Origin of the sequence: Chitinophaga silvatica (genome assembly GCF_003419895.1) — a bacterium.
GTDB classification, from domain to species: Bacteria; Bacteroidota; Bacteroidia; order Chitinophagales; family Chitinophagaceae; genus Chitinophaga; species Chitinophaga silvatica.
In genome coordinates, this window is sequence record NZ_QPMM01000013.1 from 12713 (window position 1) to 34121 (window position 21409).

Here is a 21409-nt window from a genome sequence, read left to right on the forward strand (position 1 = left end):
TAAAGCCCCTGTAGGTCATTGATTTACAGGGGCTTTTTTTTGTTAGACCCCACTTTTTGCCGGTATTTTCCGCTTATTCCCACTCCTTTTGGCTCACAGATGGCACACAGTTTGGCACACACAAAATGAACATTTATGACCATCACTGTAACGCCGAGACCTACACGGAATGGGCAAAAAATTTATTACACATTAGAATGGGGAAAAGGTCCAGGGTAACGTAACGCTACTGGAATATTTACATTTAGTAAACCCAAAGACGAGTTACAAAAAAATCATAATAAAGAAGCGCTGGCAATTGTAGAAACAAAAAAGTCACAACTTATTCTCGAACGTCAAGCTCTTGGTACAGGGGATATCCCCACGCACAACTTTATACCCAACTTTCTTAACTATTATGAAGAATATGTCAATAATAAACAAACTGGCAACCGACATCTTCAAAACAGTTTTACTCAATTTAAAAATTTCATTGAGGAACCGTTCCTTGCTCCTATAAATATCACAGAAAACCTCTGTGAATGATTTAGAAAGTATTTGTTAGTTAAATATAACGGTGATACTCCTGCTAACTATTTTGCAAGGTTTAAACGCGTTATGTAAGCTGCCACAAAAGAAGGGTACTTTCGTTTGAACCCCGCTGAAGATGTTGCTGCCAAATCAAATCCAAGCATTAATCTAAAAGAAAATTTGGAAGCCGATGAGTATATCCGGCTCCTGAAAACCCCTTGCCTGAATGCTGAAGTTAGACTAGCATTCATATTTTGCTGCTACACGGGCATAAGGCATGTAGATGTAAAAAAGTTAACCTGGGAACAAATTAAAAATGAAGTTCTTGTGACCCGGATTATCCAGAAAAAGACAGGAAAGCCGGTTGAAATTACCTTACATCAGATTGCATTATCTATTCTCGATGAAAAAATTAAAAGACTTGGGAAATTGGAGCCGAATGATAAAGTCTTTACTTTGCCTACGCATGACGGCTGTAATAAGGTTATACAGCAATGAGTTAAAGATGCTGGAGTAGCAAAACATATTACCTGGCACTGCGCATGATTGAGCTTTTCTATTTTACTACAAGGGTTACTTATGGAACTGGCAACAACGAAGCATGTTCATGAGACTTATAAAAGGCATCGACCCAAAGATCAGCGCCAACACATCGAAAAATTACCAAACTATTATCTTAATGAATAGGCAGTCTTCAGTTAGGTAGCAGAATGATGAATATTGGAAGTTCTTACATCTTAATATATAGTAAATAGAAAGTTCCAAGTTATGGCACCTGTGAGCTTTTGAAATAGCTTAAATGAGATAATTATGATATCTTTTTATTATAATGCAAGTAAAGTTACATTATAATAATTAAAATATACCCTAACTTCTAACATTATGTGTATAAAGAAATCAAGAAATTATGATTGAAAAAGCAACCATATCGGCGTTGTTAATGCAACAAGCGCTGGATTCACTTTTGTTAGCAGTTGAGGCTAGACGTGAGAAAAACATAGATAAAGAGATACGTTTAGGGATAAATATTTTCCTTTTATTAGGAATTACAGTAGAAGGTGTTATAAATGAAATTGGTGAGGACTTAATAGATAGTTGGACTTGGTCAGAACTTGAAAAAGGAACAACCCCATTGAAATGGCGAATCTTATCAACATCAAAAAAAGAATTTAAACCTTCTGAAGAACCTTTGCAGACTATAATAGAACTTCAAAAAATTCGAAATCGAATTGCACATCCCAAATCAAAAAAATTAGATACTGATGTTATTATAATTTCAGATACAGGGATCGTAAAGAAAAATCCTGAAGATAATTACATATTACCGGAAGAAAATTTTTCAATTTATATTGGATACGAAAAATTCTTAAAAGATTTCGATGCAAAAAATACATTGTTTTATATGAAAAGGGTTTTGACAGCCATCAAGGAAATATCTAAACTTTTTAACAGGGAAGATAGGTTTCAGTGGAGTAATGCGATATCTGATGAAATTAAAAATATTATTATTGACAAAAACGAGATTAATACATAAGGCAACTTCAATTCACATTAATCTAAGAATGATTGCTAATTGTTCCGTTAGTAATGCGAAGGAAGCTACAGTTTTAACTTCTTAACAGCTTGTTTAATACGGGAGGGTTCCCCTGACATCATAAAGTCAAGGTCCTCCCGTTTATAATATCCACTGGCATTTACAGGAGCCGACTAGTTGAATATTAATACAGATTCTTTTCATGATAGTCTATTTTTTTTACTTTATTCTTGCATTTACAATACAAAAGGTTTACTATTACATTTATGAACTGATGTACTGGTATTTTAAAGGCCTGTATTTTGAATTCAAGTTATGAAAACTCAAAACCCAAAGACCCTGGTATAGGAATTAATTGATGTAGACCCGTTTTTATCCGTTCAAAGTTAAATAATCACGAAAAAGGTAAGATGCTGATAGCTATGAATACCAATTGAACTGACATGGCATGATCTGTGAAATATTCTGCTATGGCTATAAATCCTATTATTCTTAACAAATAGAACTGAAAACCATTTATGAATGTTAACTATCTAATTTTGGTTACTATATTATTTGGTATACTGACGATTAATAAGCAGACCAATGGACAGACTCCCGCCGATGCGAAAAAAATAATGATTGATCCGATGAATGCGATGGGAGGAACAGCTTCAAAGTATTTTGAGGACGTACAATATATACCATTACAAACCACCAAAGAAAGTCTTTTTGGGAAAATTGATCAGTTACTGGTAACACCATCTTATTTCATCATCTTAGACAAAACAACTGAAGCTGTATTATTCTTTAATAAAGATGGCAGCTATCATCATAAAATCAGCAAATTTCAATTCGACAAAATCTTTCAGGTACCAAACAGTACAGGTCCGAAACGTAGTATCATTTCATCCATCAGCATTAACGAAACAGGTGATAAATTCTACATCAGTTCAATCTTCGAGCCGGCAGTGCTGTATATATACACATTTGATGGAATCAGAACAGGAAAAATTAATTTACCTGCTAATACTCAGGATTATTACCAATTAAAAAACGGATATTTCATTTGCAAACAACAGCGTCCATATTCCGCCAATAAATTAAACAATTTTAAGCAATTTGATATCTCTATTTACAAAGACAGTATAACAATTCCACTTTCTCTATTTCCGGTTATTCCTAATCAAACTGCCTTACTGGATGATTTATACGGGCACATTAAATATTTAAATAAGGGAGCAACAGATACAACTTGTTTGTATTCTCCCGATTTTAGTTATCATTTGTATGAACTGGGAACAACTGGCATTTCAAGAGAGTTTGAAGTATTACTACCTAAGTATCTGTCTATCCCTCAAAACTTCGATACAGATAGTGCTTATGTTGGAAAAAGAAAAGAGTTCCTGAAAGACAAATCAGCTATTACTTCTTTCTGGGAAGCCTCCATTACCAATAATTGCTTATTACTCGACATCCGAATTCCGAATACTCAAAATAATATAAATCGTATATGCCTGTTGTATAGTCTTAAAACTTCAAGACTCATAGCACTGGATAAAATAGGGGCCGATGACAAAACCTCTTACTTACCGGTTTCAGGTAATACCAGGTCAGATTTACTATTGTCTGCAGCAGGAGACCTTTACTATAGTTTTCCTTCTCTTACCATGTTTTCATCTAAAGAAGCTATGAAGGATAAAAAACCAGCATATTCTCCTACACTTGAAAATTATTTCAAGACAGAAAACAGAAAAAGTAATCCGGTATTAGTTCGGTTAAAGCTCAAATCAACTATTTAATGCCTGCATTCCGATTCATAATTTTGTTCTATGTTATTATTTGTTCCTTCTTTTCTGCTGCAAATGCGCAGAAGAAAGATTCAACATGGACAGGGCAACTGGAGGGCATAGTAAGAGATTCTGTTCATGATTATGAGCTATCGGCAGCAACCGTAGCTATATATCTTGAAAAAGATTCTGGCGTTGTCGCTTTTAGACTGACAAATATGGATGGATCATTCAGGCTAGCTCAACTTCCGATAACACAACCGATATACTTAATCGTTAGCTACCTGGGATATAGGTCTGTTCGTCTGCCACTGGTAATTTCAAAGCAAGAACCTATAATACAGCTGGGTGAAATCAATCTACAGCAAAACAACAGAGAATTACCTACTATTGATATTACAGTACCTCCGGTAAGATTAAATGGCGATACGCTTGAATTTAATGCTGCTGCATTTAAAATGGACCAAGCTGCACAAACTGAAGACCTTCTGAAAATGCTGCCAGGAGTAATCGTATGGAATGATGGTAGTATCACCGTCAACGGAAAAACGGTATCAAGAGTACTCGTAAACGGCAAAACCTTTGTAGGTGGTGATACTAAAGTGGCTATACAAAATATTCCCAAAAAAGCAGTCGATAAAATTCAGGTATATAATACACTAAGAAACCCAAACAACCCTCTTGATTCTTTACTGGAAGTCAATATAAAGCTATTGAAAGGGAAAGAGGTTGGATATTTTGGTAAAATCTCAGCGGGAGCAGGAACAGATAATCATTACGAAGCAGATGGCAGCATCAATTTCTTTTCTAAAAAGAATCAGCTCTCTGTTGTTACAGCTGCTAATAATGTAAATAAAATAGCAAAAGATCTGAATACCATATTACGTAACAGCACATTTAAAGGTATAGGAACCAGTCTTGAATATCAACCTGAGCTTAATGTACAAGGTGTAAATTCATCTGTTAATGCAGGTATAGCATGGCAGCATGATTTTATACCTGATATCGGAAGCATCAAAATAAACAGAATAAGATTAAATTATTTCCTGGATGATAACCATAAATCACTGTCCAAACAATCGCAAACTCAAATAATTCTGCAGGATGGTATGGACAATACACTCCAAAGTAATAGCAAGTTTAATACAAATTCCACAGATCATAAATTTAATGCGATCTACGAACGAAATAACGCATTTAGCACATTTAATTCAGCTGTTTCATTTAGCGGAGGAAATCTGAACAGTGTAGGAAATGAAATAATGAATTCGCTTGATAGTAACAAAACAAATGTGAGTGAATGTCTGCGATATTCGGCTACAGATGCTAAATACCAGTTATTAAATCTAACAATAGGCGCAACAGGTAGAAAGCCAATAACCAAAATAAATTTGCGACCCGGAGATTATGAAATTAGTTATAGCCTGGTAGTTAGAAATAATGAAGATAACAGTATAAATGAACAGCAATTTACAGCATTCACTGATTCTTCCTTATCCCGGTACTACGACAGAAAATATGAGGAAAAAAAGAATGGAATTTTGCAGCAACTGGATGTCAAATGGGGTAATCTGCTCCCCTGGATGCTAGGCCCTTATAGCAAAATTTCGCTATTCAATTTAAAGATTGTAAATACACTGGAAATAAACTATCTGCAAAACATAGCCAACGTATCGGATAAACTTAAATCTCCGGTATATTATTATGTAAACCCTGACCTCACGGCAACTCAGCATAATATTGTTATTAATGAAGCACCCGGATTAAGCTTGGCAAGAAACATAATTAAAGAACTGGACAACAGGTATCAGAAAATACTGAGTGCTGAAGTAATGTTGAAGTATCAGTTTTATATGCAGCGGAATGAATCTACCAAAGAGATCCAGCAATTTAATTATAATACTGCAAAGTTTATTCCCAAATTTGTTGCTACTTATAATAACAATCAGTTTGGTTCATTTCAGGATATTTACAGATTTTCAGCAGAGAAGAGGCAACAATATCCTACAGCCTCTCAAATGGTACCATTAACCGACAGTATTAATCAGTATTTGATTTTAAAACTGAATCGTGGGCTGAAACCTGCAGATAATTATGAAGCTTTATTTAGCTTGAATCATAATAAGATATCAGCATCCACACCATTCAATTACTATATAAATGTCACAGCTGGAATCATCGCTGATGTTATTACAGAAGATATATATACAGACAGTGTGGGAAGAAGATCTTTTAAATATATTAACCTTGGCACCGAACAACATGCCGGAGCCAATGCTACAATAAATAAGGCTCTAAAATTTAATTCAAAACTACTGGAACTTCAGCTATCAGCCTCTTCTTACTTTAGAAAGCGACCAAATAGCATAAACGGGCTTGCAAATATGACCAATTCTCTTAGCAATACAGTTAAGCTGGGTATAGGGTATTCAGTGAATCAGCTTATCTCTCTGAATTTGTCGCAAAACCTTTATAACTATACAGCAGTACAAAAAAACATTAATTCTGAAAATCTTAGTAGTCGAACTTACTCAACTGTATTAAGCGCCAGTTATAACGCCACACAGAGAATTGCATTAAACACAAATATTTCGTTCAATAACAATTCTGGATATGATGTAAACAACTTTGTGCTTTGGAATGCATCAGCTAACTGCAGGCTTACCAAAGCAAAAGATATAGAAGTAAGATTTTCTGTATTGGATTTGCTAAGACAGAATAAGGGTGTGTTTTATGAAGGAGGAGACAATATGCTAACAACAAGTACAGTGAATGTACTAAGGCAATATTATCTTTTATCGCTGTCATATTACCCCAGGAAGTTCGGAAAGAAAGCTCATAAATAGTTTTAGATGACTAATTAACATCAATAAATTTCACTCATGAACATTCTGCCTATCGCCAACAGATCTAAGTTTTGGGGAGTCCAAAAACTTTCAGACTACGCCCTTCACTTAGGCTTGTCAATATTCCTTTTTTTAATGCTTACCATTGTATATATCCCAATAACCCATTTAGAATTTGCAGTACCAGACGACACCTGGATGTTATTGAAAAATATTGAAGTAAGGCCGGAAGCATATTCTTTGGAGTATTTCTACAAAGTATTTACTGCAATAAATGATAACCAGTATTCGCCATTGATCACCTTATACTATCACCTGGTTTATAAGATTAATGGGTATGACCCATATTATTACCATCTGTTCTCATTTATTCAGCATTGCCTGAATGTGGCTATTATCGGAATGTTAGGATACAAATTGATGACTATATTTAAAATCCCTAACAAAGTATTGAATGCATATATTATAGCATTGATTTGGGGTATACATCCTTTAAATGTGGAACCTACCACCTGGATAGCAGCAGTAAAAATCGGTTGGTTTTGTTTCTTCTCTTTATTATCATTTTTATATTTTATAAACGGATTTGAGAACAATAGGCATTTCAGTTTCATTATATCCACTTTCTTCTTTCTTTTATCCTGTTTCTGTAAAGAGCAATCAATTGTTACTCCGTTCATATTTCTTTCATTTGTTCTTTGCTATAAACTAAAGGAAGGGAAAGTCATGCTAAAATTTGAGAATTACCTGGTATATACAGGACTTATGTTCTTTATTACCTTCTGTTTTGCTATACTAACATATAGGGCAAATAATCTTTCATCTACAGATTTTACTCCAATTGCTCATTATCCAATTCTTAAAAGGATAGCACTTTCATTTTACTGTCTGAATTTTTATCTCACAAGTTTCATTATTCCGATTGGATTACATTATCATTATCCTTACCCTATTCAGCCTGATGAATCTATGCCTTTACTAATGATCATTTACCCTTTCGTACTTTTAGCATTTTTTCTTTTTGTTGGCTATATGGTAAAAAGATCAAAATACAAATACTATTATTTGTTCTGCTTCCTGTTTTTCGCATTTGAAATTTGTCTGGTATTGCAGATAATACCAATGACCAGGCCGGCGGTTATGGCAGATCGGTATATGTATTTACCCATATTCCCATTATTACTTATTGTTATTCCTTTCTTATCTGAATGGTTTTCAAAATATGCTAATAATTATAAGATAATCGGAATTACATTCTTTTTTTTATGTTATGTACTTATAATCATTATTTACAGTCAACAACTTGTAGCCAATTGGAAATATTATAACCTGATCATATAAGCCCTTATTTACAATAATTAGCAAGGATAAGTTAACCAGAGGCCTCTATAAACAATAGACAGGCATACCCTTTCATTTTTAAATTTTCAATCTCAAAAATTTATTTTCTATGAAAGTAAACATGAAATCTCTTACGACAATGTTCGCTCTCTGTTTGTTTCTCACAGGACTAATAACCTCCTTCTCCTCTTTCAAAGCAGATCGAATCTCTTTGCTCGCCGACACAGGAACAGGAACAGGTACAGATTCTGGTTCCGATATCCCAAGCTCAGTACTGGTTTCAGGAATAGACTGCTCCTGGAAAGAAGCAAACTATCACCCCGTTACTGGCGAGATTCTCGGATACTATATTATCACTGCTAGTTATTCTGATTGTCTTTTAGGTAATAAAACCTGCAAAGAATCAGATATAAAACCTTGCACTATTACCAAAACCGAATATAAACCCAATTAACAGTTGTCACTTCCTTTAATACAATTAAAAGGCTATTAATCATTCAAAATTCACATTTAAATGAAAAAAAGTATAAAAATAGTAACTGCTTTCTTTGCCACATTAGTACTTCTTGTAGGAATTAATATTTCATTATCATCTTATGGAATCTCTTTAAAAGAAATTACTGCCCTGTCTTTAACTGATACAGGTACAGGCACGAGTCCGGAAATCGTTCTTGACAACGCTGTTTTTGTTGGCGGAGAAGATTGTTCCTGGAAAGTACCGTCATATGATACTGAAACAGGTAAAATACTGGGATACACTACCTATACTGCCAACCAATCAGTCTGTAAAGTTGGTTCTTCAACCTGCAATACAAAAAATGAGCGCCCTTGTCTTGCAACTAAGGTAGAGTATAAGCCAGTTGAAAATAACTGATTCATTCATTCAATCCTAGCCCTATCCGGGCTAGGATTATCACACATTTTCCTATCAATTTTAAAACTTCATTAGGATGTTACAGAACCCATTCCTTCGCGGTTTGCTTGTAATGGCTATATTCACATATGGCCTAAGTAGTTGCTCCTCCGACAATAGCTTCAAAGATGGTCAAATAATTATTCGAAATATACAACAGTTGCCAATAGATACTGTTGCACAAAGCATTCCCTTCACCCAGGTGGCCGACAGTATCAGCTATGTAAAACTGGCACCCACTCAACTCCCGGTTGGGAAAATTGAAAAGATAAAATATGCAGACAACAAACTATTAGTATTAGATACAAGAGTATCAAGAGCGCTGTTTGTGTTTTCAGATTCCGGCAATTTCTTATATAAGATAGATGGAGAAAAAGGACAAAGCATTACTGATTTCTGTATCGACAGCAGCCATACTAATTTATATGTTTATTACGCAAATAAACACCAGATATCAGCATATTCTTTCAAATCAGGAGAATTGATCAATACCATAAGAATTCAGGGCTTCTTTCACAATGTGGATATACTTGGAGATGATGTATTCGTACTTAGCAGGGATGGTATCACTAAGTTTGAAAATGAACCTAAAAAGTATAATCAGAACCGTATCTGTATGTTCGACAAATCTGGCACTTACCTGAAAGGATATATGAATTCACCCATATTTCCTTATATAAATTATGGTAAGATGTATACAGTAGCTAATAATGCAGGAACCGCAATAAGCATTGTCCGATTGTATTCAGACACTATCTATGCTATCACTAAAAACAGCATGGAAGCCAAATTCAATTTATCCCTTTCCAGGAAAACAGATTTAAGAGAGTTCTATCATTCACAGAAGGCACAGGAAGCAAATCAGTTTTTGCAATCAGGAAATTTTTCAGGAATTTGGGGGCCCTTCTTTCAAACCTCTCAAAACATTGTCTTTTATTATACTTATCAAAGTAGGGTTTATCTATACTGGAAGTCATTAACACGAGGTAGTCAGTTTACCATATCTTACTTTACAAATAATATTGATGGAATACCCGACATGGGTAGTATTAAACAAATAAACCAGTACGAAGCGATTGCTGTATTGCTGCCGTTAGATATTTTAAATGCGAATCGGGCTACTATAATGGCAAAATCCCCGACCCCTAACCATAAGCTGGCATCATTAGCAGAAGGCTTGTCAGATTACTCTAATCCTGTTATTGCAATCTATCATCTTAAGTCTGCTCCAAAACAAATCCTTGCTAATAAATAATCAACTATGCAAAAAGAACGACTGGTTATTATCCTCCTTTCAGTGTGTTTGCTGATTGCTACAGTACTTGCTGTTTCAGGATTCTATTATAAACCTGCCTCCAACTCTCCTGTTTCAATGGTTTTTCAGGGAAACAATTACACCTATCAGCATAACAACAATTTAAATAATGTCAGGTACTGGAATAACTATCCTTATCAGGTAATGATGAGTGAAGGAAAACTAATTGACACAACAATTAGTATTGCATGGAAAATGACCCAGGATAGTATTCAACTTATCCGACTTAGAACATCAGATCAGACAGTTTTCCTGCGGATACCATCAGTAGATGTCAACATATCCAATCTTGATTCTATTTGCAAGATTATCAGATTATCAAATATAAAGGTGAATATATTGGTTGATCAGACATTAATAAGAATAGTAGACTCTTATCATGCCGACGATTTGCTAAATACTCAAACGACTTATATATTAACCAAGCCACTGAATATCGAAATAGAGCATCTAAACAAGCCATATTTTTTCACACTGGATAACAGTTATCGTGTATCCGATGTATTCGTTCCAAGAATGGAAATAATGGAAGTGCTGACAAAATATCTGGCATCTCACAGCAATATTTAAAAACAATAATTCATGAAATCGATATACATAGCTATTATATTATTGATAGGTGTAAATCTCTTACTCGTATTGGCCAATCTGAAAGAAAAGAAAAAAAATGAACAGCTAAAGTCGACAACCGACGAGCGTTATTCATCACTTCAGGAAGTATGGAATTTTTCTCTTCAGTATTCTGGCAATATTCATGCAAATTTTGATGCCCTTATATCAGATCAAAACAATTCATATAAACTGGGAGATTATCTGAATCATAAACAATCTATGCTGCTTTTAAGGCTACCTCAGGATTTCTGTGATAAATGCCTGGGTACCGAATTACCCAAACTTGCAAAAGTTGCCAAAATAATTGGGAAAAGTAATATTATACTCTTATCTAATCAGGCTAATTATAATGAAATACTACAATTAGCCAGAGTAAAGGACACCACTTTTCGGGTTATGTACCTAAAAAATACAGACAAGCTTTTTTTAGATTTAAACGAAGTAGGAAGCTTTTTATTTCCGTACTTCTTTACACTTGATAGTAGTGGAATTGTGAAATCAATATTTCCTACTAACTCATCTCATCCAGAGTTATCCAACCCCTATTATGAAAGCATTATTAAAAGATGGGGAAGAGAAAGAGATTTCAGTCAGATCAGTAGCAATCAAACGCAAATCGAATTTGATATGCAGGAGCATAACTTTGGCAGCATTCCCTCCGGCAAAGAAGCTATATGTATCTTCAAATTCAGAAATACAGGTGAGCAGCCGTTATCAATAGTATCAATAAATACAGGTTGTGGGTGTACTGCCGCAGACTATCCGTTAACTCAGATTCCGGCTGGTGACAGTGCTTCAATCAGTATAACTTATGATGCGAAAACAGCAGGCATATTTAACCGCCCCATTTCTGTAGTTACTAATGCCATCAAATCACCAACAATACTAATGATTAAAGGACTTGTAAAACCATAACCCCATTATGTATAGTTTATTATACAGAATTCAGCAACAGCTTTCTAAAGAAGTTGTTTTTTTAACGATCATCATGTCTATTACTGCAGGGTTGCTGTTGTATATAGCGATGGTTCATTTTAGGATATTTGATTTTTACCCCGACTCAGAAACCTTGCTTCAATGGGATGCCAGATGGTATGCTAATATAAAGGACAATGGTTACTATTTCGATGCTAACGACAAAAGTTCTGTTGCCTTTTTCCCTATGCTTCCAATCATATGGTATCTTACACAATTGGATCCCGTTGGCATGTCTATAATCAATACGGTATTATTTCTCGTAGGATTCTGTTTAATCGGCAAACATTTAAATCTTTCTTTCAGACAAGCAACATTATTTATCACTTTACCTGGTTTCTATTTTTATATAGTTCCTTACTCAGAAGCATTATTTTTTCTGGCATCAGCGCTATTATTAATTGGGTTAGATAAAAAGAATAATTATCTTATAACAACAGGTCTGGTAATCGCTAGCCTTACAAGATCCATAGGGATGCTTTTCGCCTTTGCACTGGCATTCACTTTTCTCATTCAATATCTCCGAAACAGACAAAAGAGAGCAATTATTTCATTAGGAATTTACATTCTTCTTTTGGTTGCTTTAACCATAGCTGTATTCTACATCCATTACATTTATACAGGTGAATGGGGCGTCTTTTTTAAAGCACAAAAAATGTGGAACAGAGAATTAAGATGGCCTGTATTTCCTCTAACAACGATTTCCGGAATCAGAATGTTATGGATGGATGGTCTGGCATTGCTGGTATGTATGCTAGCTTTTATTACAAGTAGTAAAACTTTATATAATCATGTTTTCAGCAAGGAGAAGGAGAATGTAGCGATGTCTGAAATTTTTTCTATGGCTTTCCTGGCTGTTACCGGAGTGGTGAGCATTCTATTTAGTGGGGTATGGCAAAAAAATGAGGGCACCTCATTGCTAAGCTTAAACAGGTTCATTTTCGCATCACCATTTCTCATTTTCTTCCTGCGCTACCTTTTATTTTCCCACCCCTTTAAGAGAAATTTCAAAGCCGTAATACCCATATCTATGCTAATTACCTGGCTTGCAATTGGAGCATATAAAACACTAAACGGACATACAGTTTATTCGCAAACATTGCTTTACTTTTTTAATATGACAATGTTTGTTTCCTTGTACATCTTTCTGAATAAAATTAAAATCCTGAATTACATCGTAGCTATTATCCAGCTAACGATAGGAATATTTCTGTTTTATCTGTTTCAAAATTCTTACTGGGTAGGTTAAATCATGCTAACTAACATATTGTACCAATTAAAATATAACAGTCATGCAAAACGATTATAAATTAGGTATAGTCATTCCATGTTATAATGAAGAGGGCAGATGTAAATTACAGTTGTTCAGATCACATATTCGTGATTCAAGTGAATATATATTTTGTTTTGTTAATGATGGCAGCAGCGATAAAACCCTTGAAATTTTAAAGTCGTTTCAGCAACAGTTTCCAGAAAAGGTAGTTGTGTGCAGCAATACTATCAACCAGGGAAAAGCTGAGGCAGTAAGAGTTGGGTTCAATGTACTTTTAACACATACTCTCTCCTATATAGGATTTTTAGACGCAGACCTTTCTGCTCCCTTGTCTGAAATGGAAAGACTGCTAAGTATAATTTCCGATGAGAAAGAATTAAGTATGGTATTCGGGTCAAGAATCATTTCATCCAATTCTTGTATTAAAAGAACACGATTCAGGCAATGGGGGGCCGGCATTTTTGCTGTCTTGGCGAGGCAGATACTAAGAATACATATTCATGATACTCAATGTGGACTAAAAATTTTCAAAACAGATTTAGCTGCTCTTGTATTTAAAGATGCCTTTTATACAAGGTGGTTATTTGACATTGAGATATTTGCAAGAGTCAAAAGTGTATATGGCCCTTATTTACTTTCAAAAAAAACCAGAGAAATCCCCCTGCACTTCTGGAATGAAATAGAAGATTCAAAAATAGTTCTATATGATTACATCAAAATGCCTTTTCAGTTTTTATATTTAGTGTTGCATATTAACTCAGGATTCTTTAAGCGTCGGTTTCAGGAAAATTATATTCAGAAACCAGCACACTTTAATAAAATTTAACTATATCTATTGGGTAGATAGTTCCATTAATTCAACCTATTCTAAATAATAAATTTAAAATAACTTCTCCTCTTTCATCTATCAAATTCTGAAAATCCTTGGCAGACACTTTGAGCATCTTTTTATAAAGAGGTGCCATAATTAAGGGATAAGATAAAAGAGAGAATAAATTCATCAGAAAATGAATAAGGTCCATCTGCTGAATATTCCCTTTCTCCATTTCTTTAGCAGCTTCTTTTAAATAGGCATTCAAGATAAAAAAAAGAAAATCCTGTACTATTATAACTACCTGCACAAGGTTTTAGTTCATGAGTAATAATTTTCAATAAAAAAGTTTTTCCGTCCCCTGCTATTTGAACACGATCTCTGGATCTAATCTGAAAGCTGAGATTATTCCATAATAGTTTGTTATTGTATCTAAAGTTGATATCAAGCATGTTTATCAATGCTTGTCCTTTATCTGTTTGAGGTGTTTGTATTTCAAATTTCAGCTTTCCATATTCTTCTGTAGGCGGAATTCTTATCATCCTGGGATTATTCACCTGGATAGCCGCCATTATTCTTGTCATTAATATGATTGTCATAACCTTCTTCATGGGTTCAGGAAAAATCTTTGCCGATGATGAACTACCTTTTCTGTTACTGGTGATGTTTGTATACCTCTGCTTTGCAGGTTCGGGTAAATATAGCCTGAATCACTGGCTGATAAATAAAGACTAACTACTTCAGCTTACATACTATGCTTTTATTTCCATTGGATCCACTAAAGGCATAGTATATTTTGAAAACCATTTTTCTTTCTGAAATATAAATATTTTTAATACTTTGAAACAAATATCAACAAAGTATCACAGAATTGCCTTCCTATGAGTAGCCCTGCAGATCAAACAAGAATACTTGATGAAGTTACCCGTACCAGTATTGAATTACTATTGAAGTAGCCTTTCTACTCTCATTTATTTTCGGCCATTCTCAGATAACAAATTTTCAAACTTATTAGTACCCTTTATAGCAACACTGTGTATTTAAGTAAATGGATGGCCACTTAGACTTTATATAAATTGAATTACTAAGATGTAGCTATTATATATAAGTTATTTACACAAGGAGTTATGCTTTAAGCATTGAATTTATCTTGATGATTAGAATTCATTTAGAATCCACTCCTTGCCCTAAGCCATCATTATAAAGTAAACTGTAGGAGTGCCATATACGCCAATTTATACTTGTAGCACAACATACATTTATGTAACATGTTTGATGACCAACCGGTACGTTTTCCTATAAAAATAGAAACTGGTGAATATACACTTGCTTTATGTCTCAAGAACAATTTCTCTTTGACTTCAATAAGGAAGTACAAAAAGATTCGAACTTTAAGGCTCTTTTTCCCGGAGATCAATCTTTGCGGGCTATGTTATGGATTTACGGTAAGACAATAACCGGGGCTATTCCCAATGATCGTTTTAGCGAAGAGGTTATATTTAATGCTTTTCAGGAAACCAATCACGAAGTCTATCAACGGGTTCCTGCTTCAAATTTCAACGCTCAGATATCTGATTTACAAAAATTCTATCTCAGATATGATGAGGATGAACAGATCTACACCTTTAGGGATCATGGAAAAAGTATTTTTAAAACTGTAGAAACTACACTAAGCGGTAATTTTAACCCTACAGAAATTGAGATCATATGTACAAAGCTTAAAGCCGATCTGACTGCCTGTCAAACCACTGAGGAGCTTGAAGTATGGACCCGATTGCATTTCCCTGCATTTGAACCCAATATGAATACACAGGTGGATAGCCTGGACAGATATATTCATACGACTGTTTCTTCTATTAGGGTAACAGCACAACTCCAAAGTGGGAATGCCATTGAAACGCTGAAAGATATCGATTCACAACTCGAAAAATTACGGCAATACAATACTGAATTGAAAGCAGCTTTTTCATCAATGAAGGAAATAAATCAGGAACTAAATAAGAGAATACATAGTATCAATGATTCCAGTTTGCTTGATAAAGTTGAGAGAGTACGTCAGTTTTTTCCTCATGTCAAATACAGATTAGGTTTAATTGATAAAAGACTGGATCGCTTACAACCTCGCTTAAGACAATTCTTCAGTGCCCTAAACAAGCCCCTATTCAATACCCAGGTAGAAAAATTTCTACATTTACTTTTAACCCACTCTCAAGTGGAAGGGGCACAAAAAAATGTCGTTTTCCCACTGGAAATTCAAGCTATTAGAATATTCCAGCCAACTCCTACTTTCACATATATTCAACGTAAAGATGATTTATTTCCTCCGATTCCACGTAAGCGCATTAGAACGGAACATTCACCTTCAATAATTCAGTCAATCCATAAAGGCCTGCAAGAAAAAATAGTATTACAAAGAGATATAGAGAAATATGTCAAAATCATTCTAAACGATTGTTTAATCAAACAAGAAGTACTGCTTTCAAATTATTTCTTCTTAATTATTGAAGAAACAAAAAATGTTCAACTGGCAGTGCGTGTAGCTCATAGTCTTATTATCAGGCTCCCTTATAAAAGGGAAGAATTCAACTTTATTGTTGATAAATCAAATACTGTAACAAAAAATGGTATTACAATATGGGAAATGAAAATTTCGAGCTGCCGGTAGAAGCAGAATGGCAATGCCATCCGGAAGCAAAAAAATTATTTGGAGAATTAGACTTTCAGCTAAAAGATGGTATGCACTTTCAGCTAATGGATGGTCAATATGGATTCTTTCGTTTCTTAGAAGAAAATGAAAGAAGTCTGCGCACTTACTATCATCATTACTTCGGTATGTCGCTCTGCTGTTCTGGTGAAGGAATGCTTCGCTATTACTTCTTAGATTTTAATGACGCGGGTAAAGCCAAAGTTGATTATGAACACCGCGATCTTATCAAAAATGAATATATAATTATAGGATTTCTGGTTTACAAAATAATATTTATTGATCAAAACATTGAACTTTCTTCCATTTCCCTTTTACAGGATACTATTCGCAAAGATTATGAGGAAATGAAGACTGATCTGTACAGGTTAATTGCAAAAGCAAAAAAGCAAAACGCGACAACCATGAACGACAGAATAATGGATGATACTATTCTAAAAGCCTTAAAAGAATTTAATAAAATTGGCTGGGTTAGTCTCGATGAGGATACATTCGACCCCAATCCATCTTTTCATCGCATTCATAGCATTTATGGAGAGTACATAAAAGATATTGATAACCTGATAAAAATATATCCTAATAATGATTAGTTATCCAATAATTGCAGGCCTGTCAACTTTAGGGATACGTCAACATCAGGAATTTGATTACGATTTTAATAGCTTTCGTACTGATTTCATTGGAGACAGTGGGTCTGGGAAAAGTCTGATAGCAGACTTGATACAACTTATATTAGTAGGATCCGAAGCATTTGAATCTGCAACGCGTGCATTAGGAGGAGACAGAACTCCAGATGGGCTGGTATTGAAAACAAAGGATGGAAGAGGTACTGATATAGGATATGCATTTTTGAATATCAAGCTATCGGAAGCAAGTTATATAGTTATAGGTACTTATATTCAGTCGTCACAAAAAAATACTATTCCATTTTCTATTCAACGTGGATATGATGATAAAGAATTAATACCTTTGAATAAGCCTTTATCATACAAAGAACTAATACGACATGACAAGATCATTCCAATTGACGAGTTAGGAGATCATTTAGAAAATCAAGGGTATGTTTTTAAATACTGGCAGAAAAGAAAGCACTATCATAAATTTCTATATCAACATGAGCTATTGTCTCTCGACCTGTCTGAAAATGAAAAAGCCTTAAATGATTATGCAACTATCATCCAATCATTTTCCCGAGGCGGTTCTCTCGAAACTCAGAAAGGAAATGCTTTAAAAGATTTTCTATTTGGGAATGACGCAGCAAAAAGGATTTATGCCAGCTACCAATCCTCTGTCAATGAGTTACAGGGAGGATTTGACCAATATGTCAGGAATAAAAATGATATTGAATTAATTACCCGCAAACAACGTAGCCTTTCTCATTTATTAACACTGGAAAGTGAAACTGAAACTGCAAAACATGATTCGCTATTACACGATCTTCTATATACCCATCAGGAAAATGGATATTGGAAAAAAGAAGTAGAATCATTAGCCATCAGTACAAGATCTAATTATAATTCTCTCCAAATAGTCAAATCTTCGCTGGAACAGCTGGAAGAAGAATTTAGAAAAACCGAAGCATTCGAAAGCCTCCGACACGATAAAGCAATGTCTGAACGCAATATACAGGAAAAGAAATGGAGTCGCATTCTACAAGTTGAAAACTGGATGGATAAATACAAAACCTCTATAGATAATCTATCAGAAGTCTTTCAAAAATATACAAAACTTCGTAAGCATGCAGATATCTGGCGAAATGTTAACCAAATTCTATTTAGTCAAGGGTTGTCTGGTCTACTTAATTCTCTAATGCCAGTTTCTACAGGAAACGAGCTTATTGAATTACTGGATACAGCTATACTAGATATGCAGACCGAAGTGCAGGAAAAAAAAGGGCTTCAACAATTTATGGATATTGACAATGAAGGTTCCCTGGGGCGATGGGCACTGGAACAAAAACACGGATTCAATATTGAGCAGGAAAGTATAATTATGCATTTTAAAGACTTGTCGACCCGCCAACCCAACGATATCCGTAGCAAAATCGTAAGATATATTCCAACACCCCAATCACTATTCGATAATTACAGTGTATCAGCATCAAGTAATGATGGTATCTGGCTTGATATGAAAGGAATTCGGGAATTTATTCCATGGGTAAAAAATCGTATTCTCTCCAACGAAAATCAGCATAATATTAAATTGTTTTTTCAAGAGGAAACAGCAAACCTAAATGAGCAAATTGCCAAACTACAAGATAAGATTAACACATATAAACAATTGAGACAAGTCGTTATTCGCGAAGATTTTGATGGTTATATACAGGCGCTCGAACTTTCTGAACAAATAAAAGAGATTGGAGAAGAGGATGATTTTCTAAAACAAAGTGAAACTTTGATTAAAGAATATATTACAATATATAGGGACAAAACAATTATCCAGGAAGAATATAATGATGCAGTGGAAGAATACAACATTACTTTAAATGATATCAAGTCTGCAAGTAAAATGCATTCATCCATTGATGGATTATTAACCAATGTAAGAAATTTATTAACCGACAATTCCTGGAAAAATAATTGGTCAGAAATATCGGACGCAATGCTTATTCCTGCTGATAATCCTACACTGCTACATCAGGAGCAGGTATATTTTCATACTTCCTTAAAGCAGCTATCAGATATGATTCCATTTTTGGAACAAAAAATAGATCAGCATCGCGAAGGATTAAGCTTACTTAAATTGATGGATGCCTGTAATAAATTTAATAATGCAAAGAGTGAATATGATATCGCGTCCGCAGAATTCATTAAAGCCTACAAACAGATTCCGGAAGCTGCTTTTGATGACAAAACACATAAGCAGAACCGATCCGACTTACGGATGATTTATCAAAACAAAAAATCAGATTTTGAAAGTACTTACAGAAACGTAGTTCAATCTTTTATCCAGAACGAACATTATCGCTTCGAAAATATTTATGACACAAAAGCATTGAGTATTACCCTATTACCGGCAGCTTTTCATGAAATGGAAGTAGCAACCACCAATATGATTGAGCTAATCAACTCCTACCTCGCCAGAATAAACGAAAACAACAGGGAATTGAACAGACGAAAATTCCAAAGGATTAATGAGCTGTTAGATCTGGTTTTGGAAGAAGCAGCACAACGTATGAATAATGCACGCCGTATCGACTTATTTCTCAATGAACAGGAAAAAGGTATTACCGGCGGGCATCGCGTTCGGCTGCAATCATCAATGTCAAAAGAATATCCACTACAATGGATAGATAAGTTTCAGGCGATGTTAAAAAATGACTCCGCAGATTTCTTAGATTCTAAGCTTGCTGAAGGCATGAGTCTGGAGGAGAAGATGATAGCGGCATTTAATGAATTCTCAGGAAACAGGAGTAAACCCAAACTCGAAAAACTCCTTGATCCAAATTCATATTTTGAATTAGAATTTTCTATGCTTTCAGAAAAAGGTACCGTCAATAAAGGAAGCAGTGGCCAAAGTTATGCTGGTATCGCACTACTTTGTATTGCCAGACTACACATTATTGGTACTGGATTAGCCTCTAAAAACCGTAATGGAATTAAATTTATGCCTATTGATGAAGCTGAAGGTCTCGGCAGCAATTATGATATGCTTTATAGTATCGCGAAACAATACAATTACCAAATTGCATCATTTGCCATAAATCCAATTGGAACCTTTACAGAAGGTGAACTATATATGTACATGCTATCAAAAGATCTAAGCACCGATGAAGACATTAACTATATACCGCTTTCTATTCGCTGTGAGAGGGATATGGACTTACTTAATTAATCCAGGAAGAAAATGCTCGAAAGAAAACTAAAATGGTCGCACTTACGCGCGTTGAATGAACTATATACAAAAGAACAGACATCAGCACAGATACAAGACAACGCATTTATACAACACCTGAAGAACAAAAAACGACTTATAGCCAATAAGCCTGGTTATCAGAATATATTGATTGCAAAGCCTGGTTACCTTCAGTATTACCAGGATAACTTTTTGAAAGCTTATGAAAGATATACGCTGTTTCTGCAATCCAACAATATTACAACAGATGGAAGACATCGTTTTGATGAATATGATCTGGAGACATTTGCGTTTATAATGGAAAGAAAAGAGGAAATTTTGGCTAGCGTTCCCAGTATCAGACAGTTCTCCAGCAGGATGTTCAAAGAGAAAGGATCCAAATATTTGGATACACATCCAGGAATAGCCTCTATTGTTCTAAATCTACTCAATCTTGAAGCATTTCCAGGGTCTGACACTACAGAAAATCAATGGCGATTTGTAATTGATCATCCAACACCAAACCTGATTGTTCTTTGCGAAAACATCGCTAACCTAAAAAGGCCTTGGGTCGCGAGAACACATAAGATAGAACTATGGTACGTAGGTGGAAATAATACTACAATACTTGAACAAATTTCTCCTGAAAAATTAGAAATACCTCTGTTATATAGTTGCGATTGGGATCAACATGGACTTGAGATTTATAAACGAATTCATGAAATATTTAATAGTAAAAATAAAAATATCCAGATACTTACACCCTACAATCAAGAATGTTTTCTTCCTGAAAGCTCGCCAAACCATGGCAGTAAATGGAAAGATCTTCACATAACCCATCAATGGAAATCTCACCCTTTTAATAAAGAGCAAACAAATTTATTAAGTAAGCTCATTAACAACAAACAATGGATAGAAGAAGAAAGCCAGGATTTAGTACAACTGTTACAGTACAATGGGTTTTCAGTATAA

At 34.7% G+C, this 21409-nt stretch carries 18 protein-coding genes and 1 pseudogene; 18 read left to right on the forward strand and 1 reads right to left on the reverse strand.

From position 1 onward, the window contains the following. Positions 1-630: 630 nt before the first annotated feature. The 12 genes from DVR12_RS22520 to DVR12_RS22575 all read left to right on the forward strand — a co-directional run bounded on the left by DVR12_RS22520 (position 631) and on the right by DVR12_RS22575 (position 13914). The gene (locus DVR12_RS22520; protein ID WP_116978067.1) at positions 631-1008 is read left to right on the forward strand and encodes a tyrosine-type recombinase/integrase; all 378 of its coding nucleotides are present in this window, start codon (positions 631-633) and stop codon (positions 1006-1008) included. A gap of 409 nt (positions 1009-1417) precedes the next feature. After that, the gene (locus DVR12_RS22525; RefSeq protein WP_116978068.1) at positions 1418-2044 is read left to right on the forward strand and encodes a hypothetical protein; all 627 of its coding nucleotides are present in this window, start codon (positions 1418-1420) and stop codon (positions 2042-2044) included. A 539-nt stretch (positions 2045-2583) separates the two neighbouring features. Beyond that, positions 2584-3825 carry a 6-bladed beta-propeller gene (locus DVR12_RS22530; protein WP_158563343.1) on the forward strand — a complete coding sequence of 414 codons (1242 nt, stop codon included), beginning with the start codon at positions 2584-2586 and terminating at the stop codon, positions 3823-3825. Next, the gene (locus DVR12_RS22535; RefSeq protein ID WP_116978070.1) at positions 3825-6659 is read left to right on the forward strand and encodes a peptidase associated domain and porin domain-containing protein; all 2835 of its coding nucleotides are present in this window, start codon (positions 3825-3827) and stop codon (positions 6657-6659) included. The genes DVR12_RS22530 and DVR12_RS22535 overlap by 1 nt, the downstream gene beginning before the upstream one ends. Positions 6660-6695: 36 nt before the next feature. Further along, positions 6696-8000 carry a hypothetical protein gene (locus DVR12_RS22540; protein WP_147323521.1) on the forward strand — a complete coding sequence of 435 codons (1305 nt, stop codon included), beginning with the start codon at positions 6696-6698 and terminating at the stop codon, positions 7998-8000. 109 nt (positions 8001-8109) lie between these two features. Then, positions 8110-8454: a hypothetical protein gene (locus DVR12_RS22545; protein WP_116978072.1), complete on the forward strand. Its 345-nt coding sequence runs from the start codon at positions 8110-8112 to the stop codon at positions 8452-8454. A 60-nt stretch (positions 8455-8514) separates the two neighbouring features. Beyond that, positions 8515-8874, forward strand: a complete 360-nt coding sequence (locus DVR12_RS22550) for a hypothetical protein (protein ID WP_116978073.1) — start codon at positions 8515-8517, stop codon at positions 8872-8874. A 76-nt stretch (positions 8875-8950) separates the two neighbouring features. Next, positions 8951-10168, forward strand: a complete 1218-nt coding sequence (locus DVR12_RS22555; RefSeq protein ID WP_116978074.1) for a 6-bladed beta-propeller — start codon at positions 8951-8953, stop codon at positions 10166-10168. A gap of 6 nt (positions 10169-10174) precedes the next feature. After that, positions 10175-10798, forward strand: coding sequence for a hypothetical protein (locus DVR12_RS22560; protein WP_116978075.1), 624 nt, complete (start codon positions 10175-10177; stop codon positions 10796-10798). Between the two features lie 12 nt (positions 10799-10810). Then, positions 10811-11755, forward strand: a complete 945-nt coding sequence (locus DVR12_RS22565; protein WP_116978076.1) for a DUF1573 domain-containing protein — start codon at positions 10811-10813, stop codon at positions 11753-11755. A 7-nt stretch (positions 11756-11762) separates the two neighbouring features. Next, positions 11763-13064 carry a hypothetical protein gene (locus DVR12_RS22570; RefSeq protein ID WP_116978077.1) on the forward strand — a complete coding sequence of 434 codons (1302 nt, stop codon included), beginning with the start codon at positions 11763-11765 and terminating at the stop codon, positions 13062-13064. A 43-nt stretch (positions 13065-13107) separates the two neighbouring features. Continuing rightward, on the forward strand, positions 13108-13914 hold the full coding sequence (locus DVR12_RS22575; RefSeq protein ID WP_116978078.1) for a glycosyltransferase: 807 nt from the start codon (positions 13108-13110) through the stop codon (positions 13912-13914). Positions 13915-13945: 31 nt separating this feature from the next. On the opposite strand, the gene DVR12_RS22580 is transcribed toward DVR12_RS22575, so the two are convergent. Continuing rightward, entirely contained in the window at positions 13946-14209 is a 264-nt protein-coding gene (locus DVR12_RS22580; protein WP_147323522.1) for a hypothetical protein, read from the reverse strand. 221 nt (positions 14210-14430) lie between these two features. On the opposite strand from DVR12_RS22580, the pseudogene DVR12_RS28170 reads away from it, so the two are divergent. From DVR12_RS28170 to DVR12_RS22610, 6 genes and pseudogenes are all read left to right on the forward strand, one after another. Next, positions 14431-14499, forward strand: a pseudogene (locus DVR12_RS28170) (hypothetical protein); the annotation flags it as partial. Positions 14500-14508: 9 nt separating this feature from the next. Then, complete coding sequence (locus tag DVR12_RS28040; protein WP_262511929.1) at positions 14509-14634, forward strand: hypothetical protein; 126 nt, start codon at positions 14509-14511, stop codon at positions 14632-14634. Between the two features lie 598 nt (positions 14635-15232). Further along, positions 15233-16564 (forward strand): hypothetical protein, encoded by a 1332-nt coding sequence (locus tag DVR12_RS22595; protein ID WP_116978082.1) that lies wholly within the window; start codon positions 15233-15235, stop codon positions 16562-16564. Next, positions 16534-17193 (forward strand): condensin complex protein MksE, encoded by a 660-nt coding sequence (locus DVR12_RS22600; RefSeq protein WP_116978083.1) that lies wholly within the window; start codon positions 16534-16536, stop codon positions 17191-17193. The genes DVR12_RS22595 and DVR12_RS22600 overlap by 31 nt, the downstream gene beginning before the upstream one ends. Further along, a complete protein-coding gene (locus DVR12_RS22605; RefSeq protein ID WP_116978084.1) occupies positions 17186-20437 on the forward strand; it encodes a sbcc family protein in 3252 nt (1083 codons plus the stop codon). The genes DVR12_RS22600 and DVR12_RS22605 overlap by 8 nt, the downstream gene beginning before the upstream one ends. A 12-nt stretch (positions 20438-20449) precedes the next feature. Then, entirely contained in the window at positions 20450-21409 is a 960-nt protein-coding gene (locus tag DVR12_RS22610) for a hypothetical protein (RefSeq protein WP_116978085.1), read from the forward strand.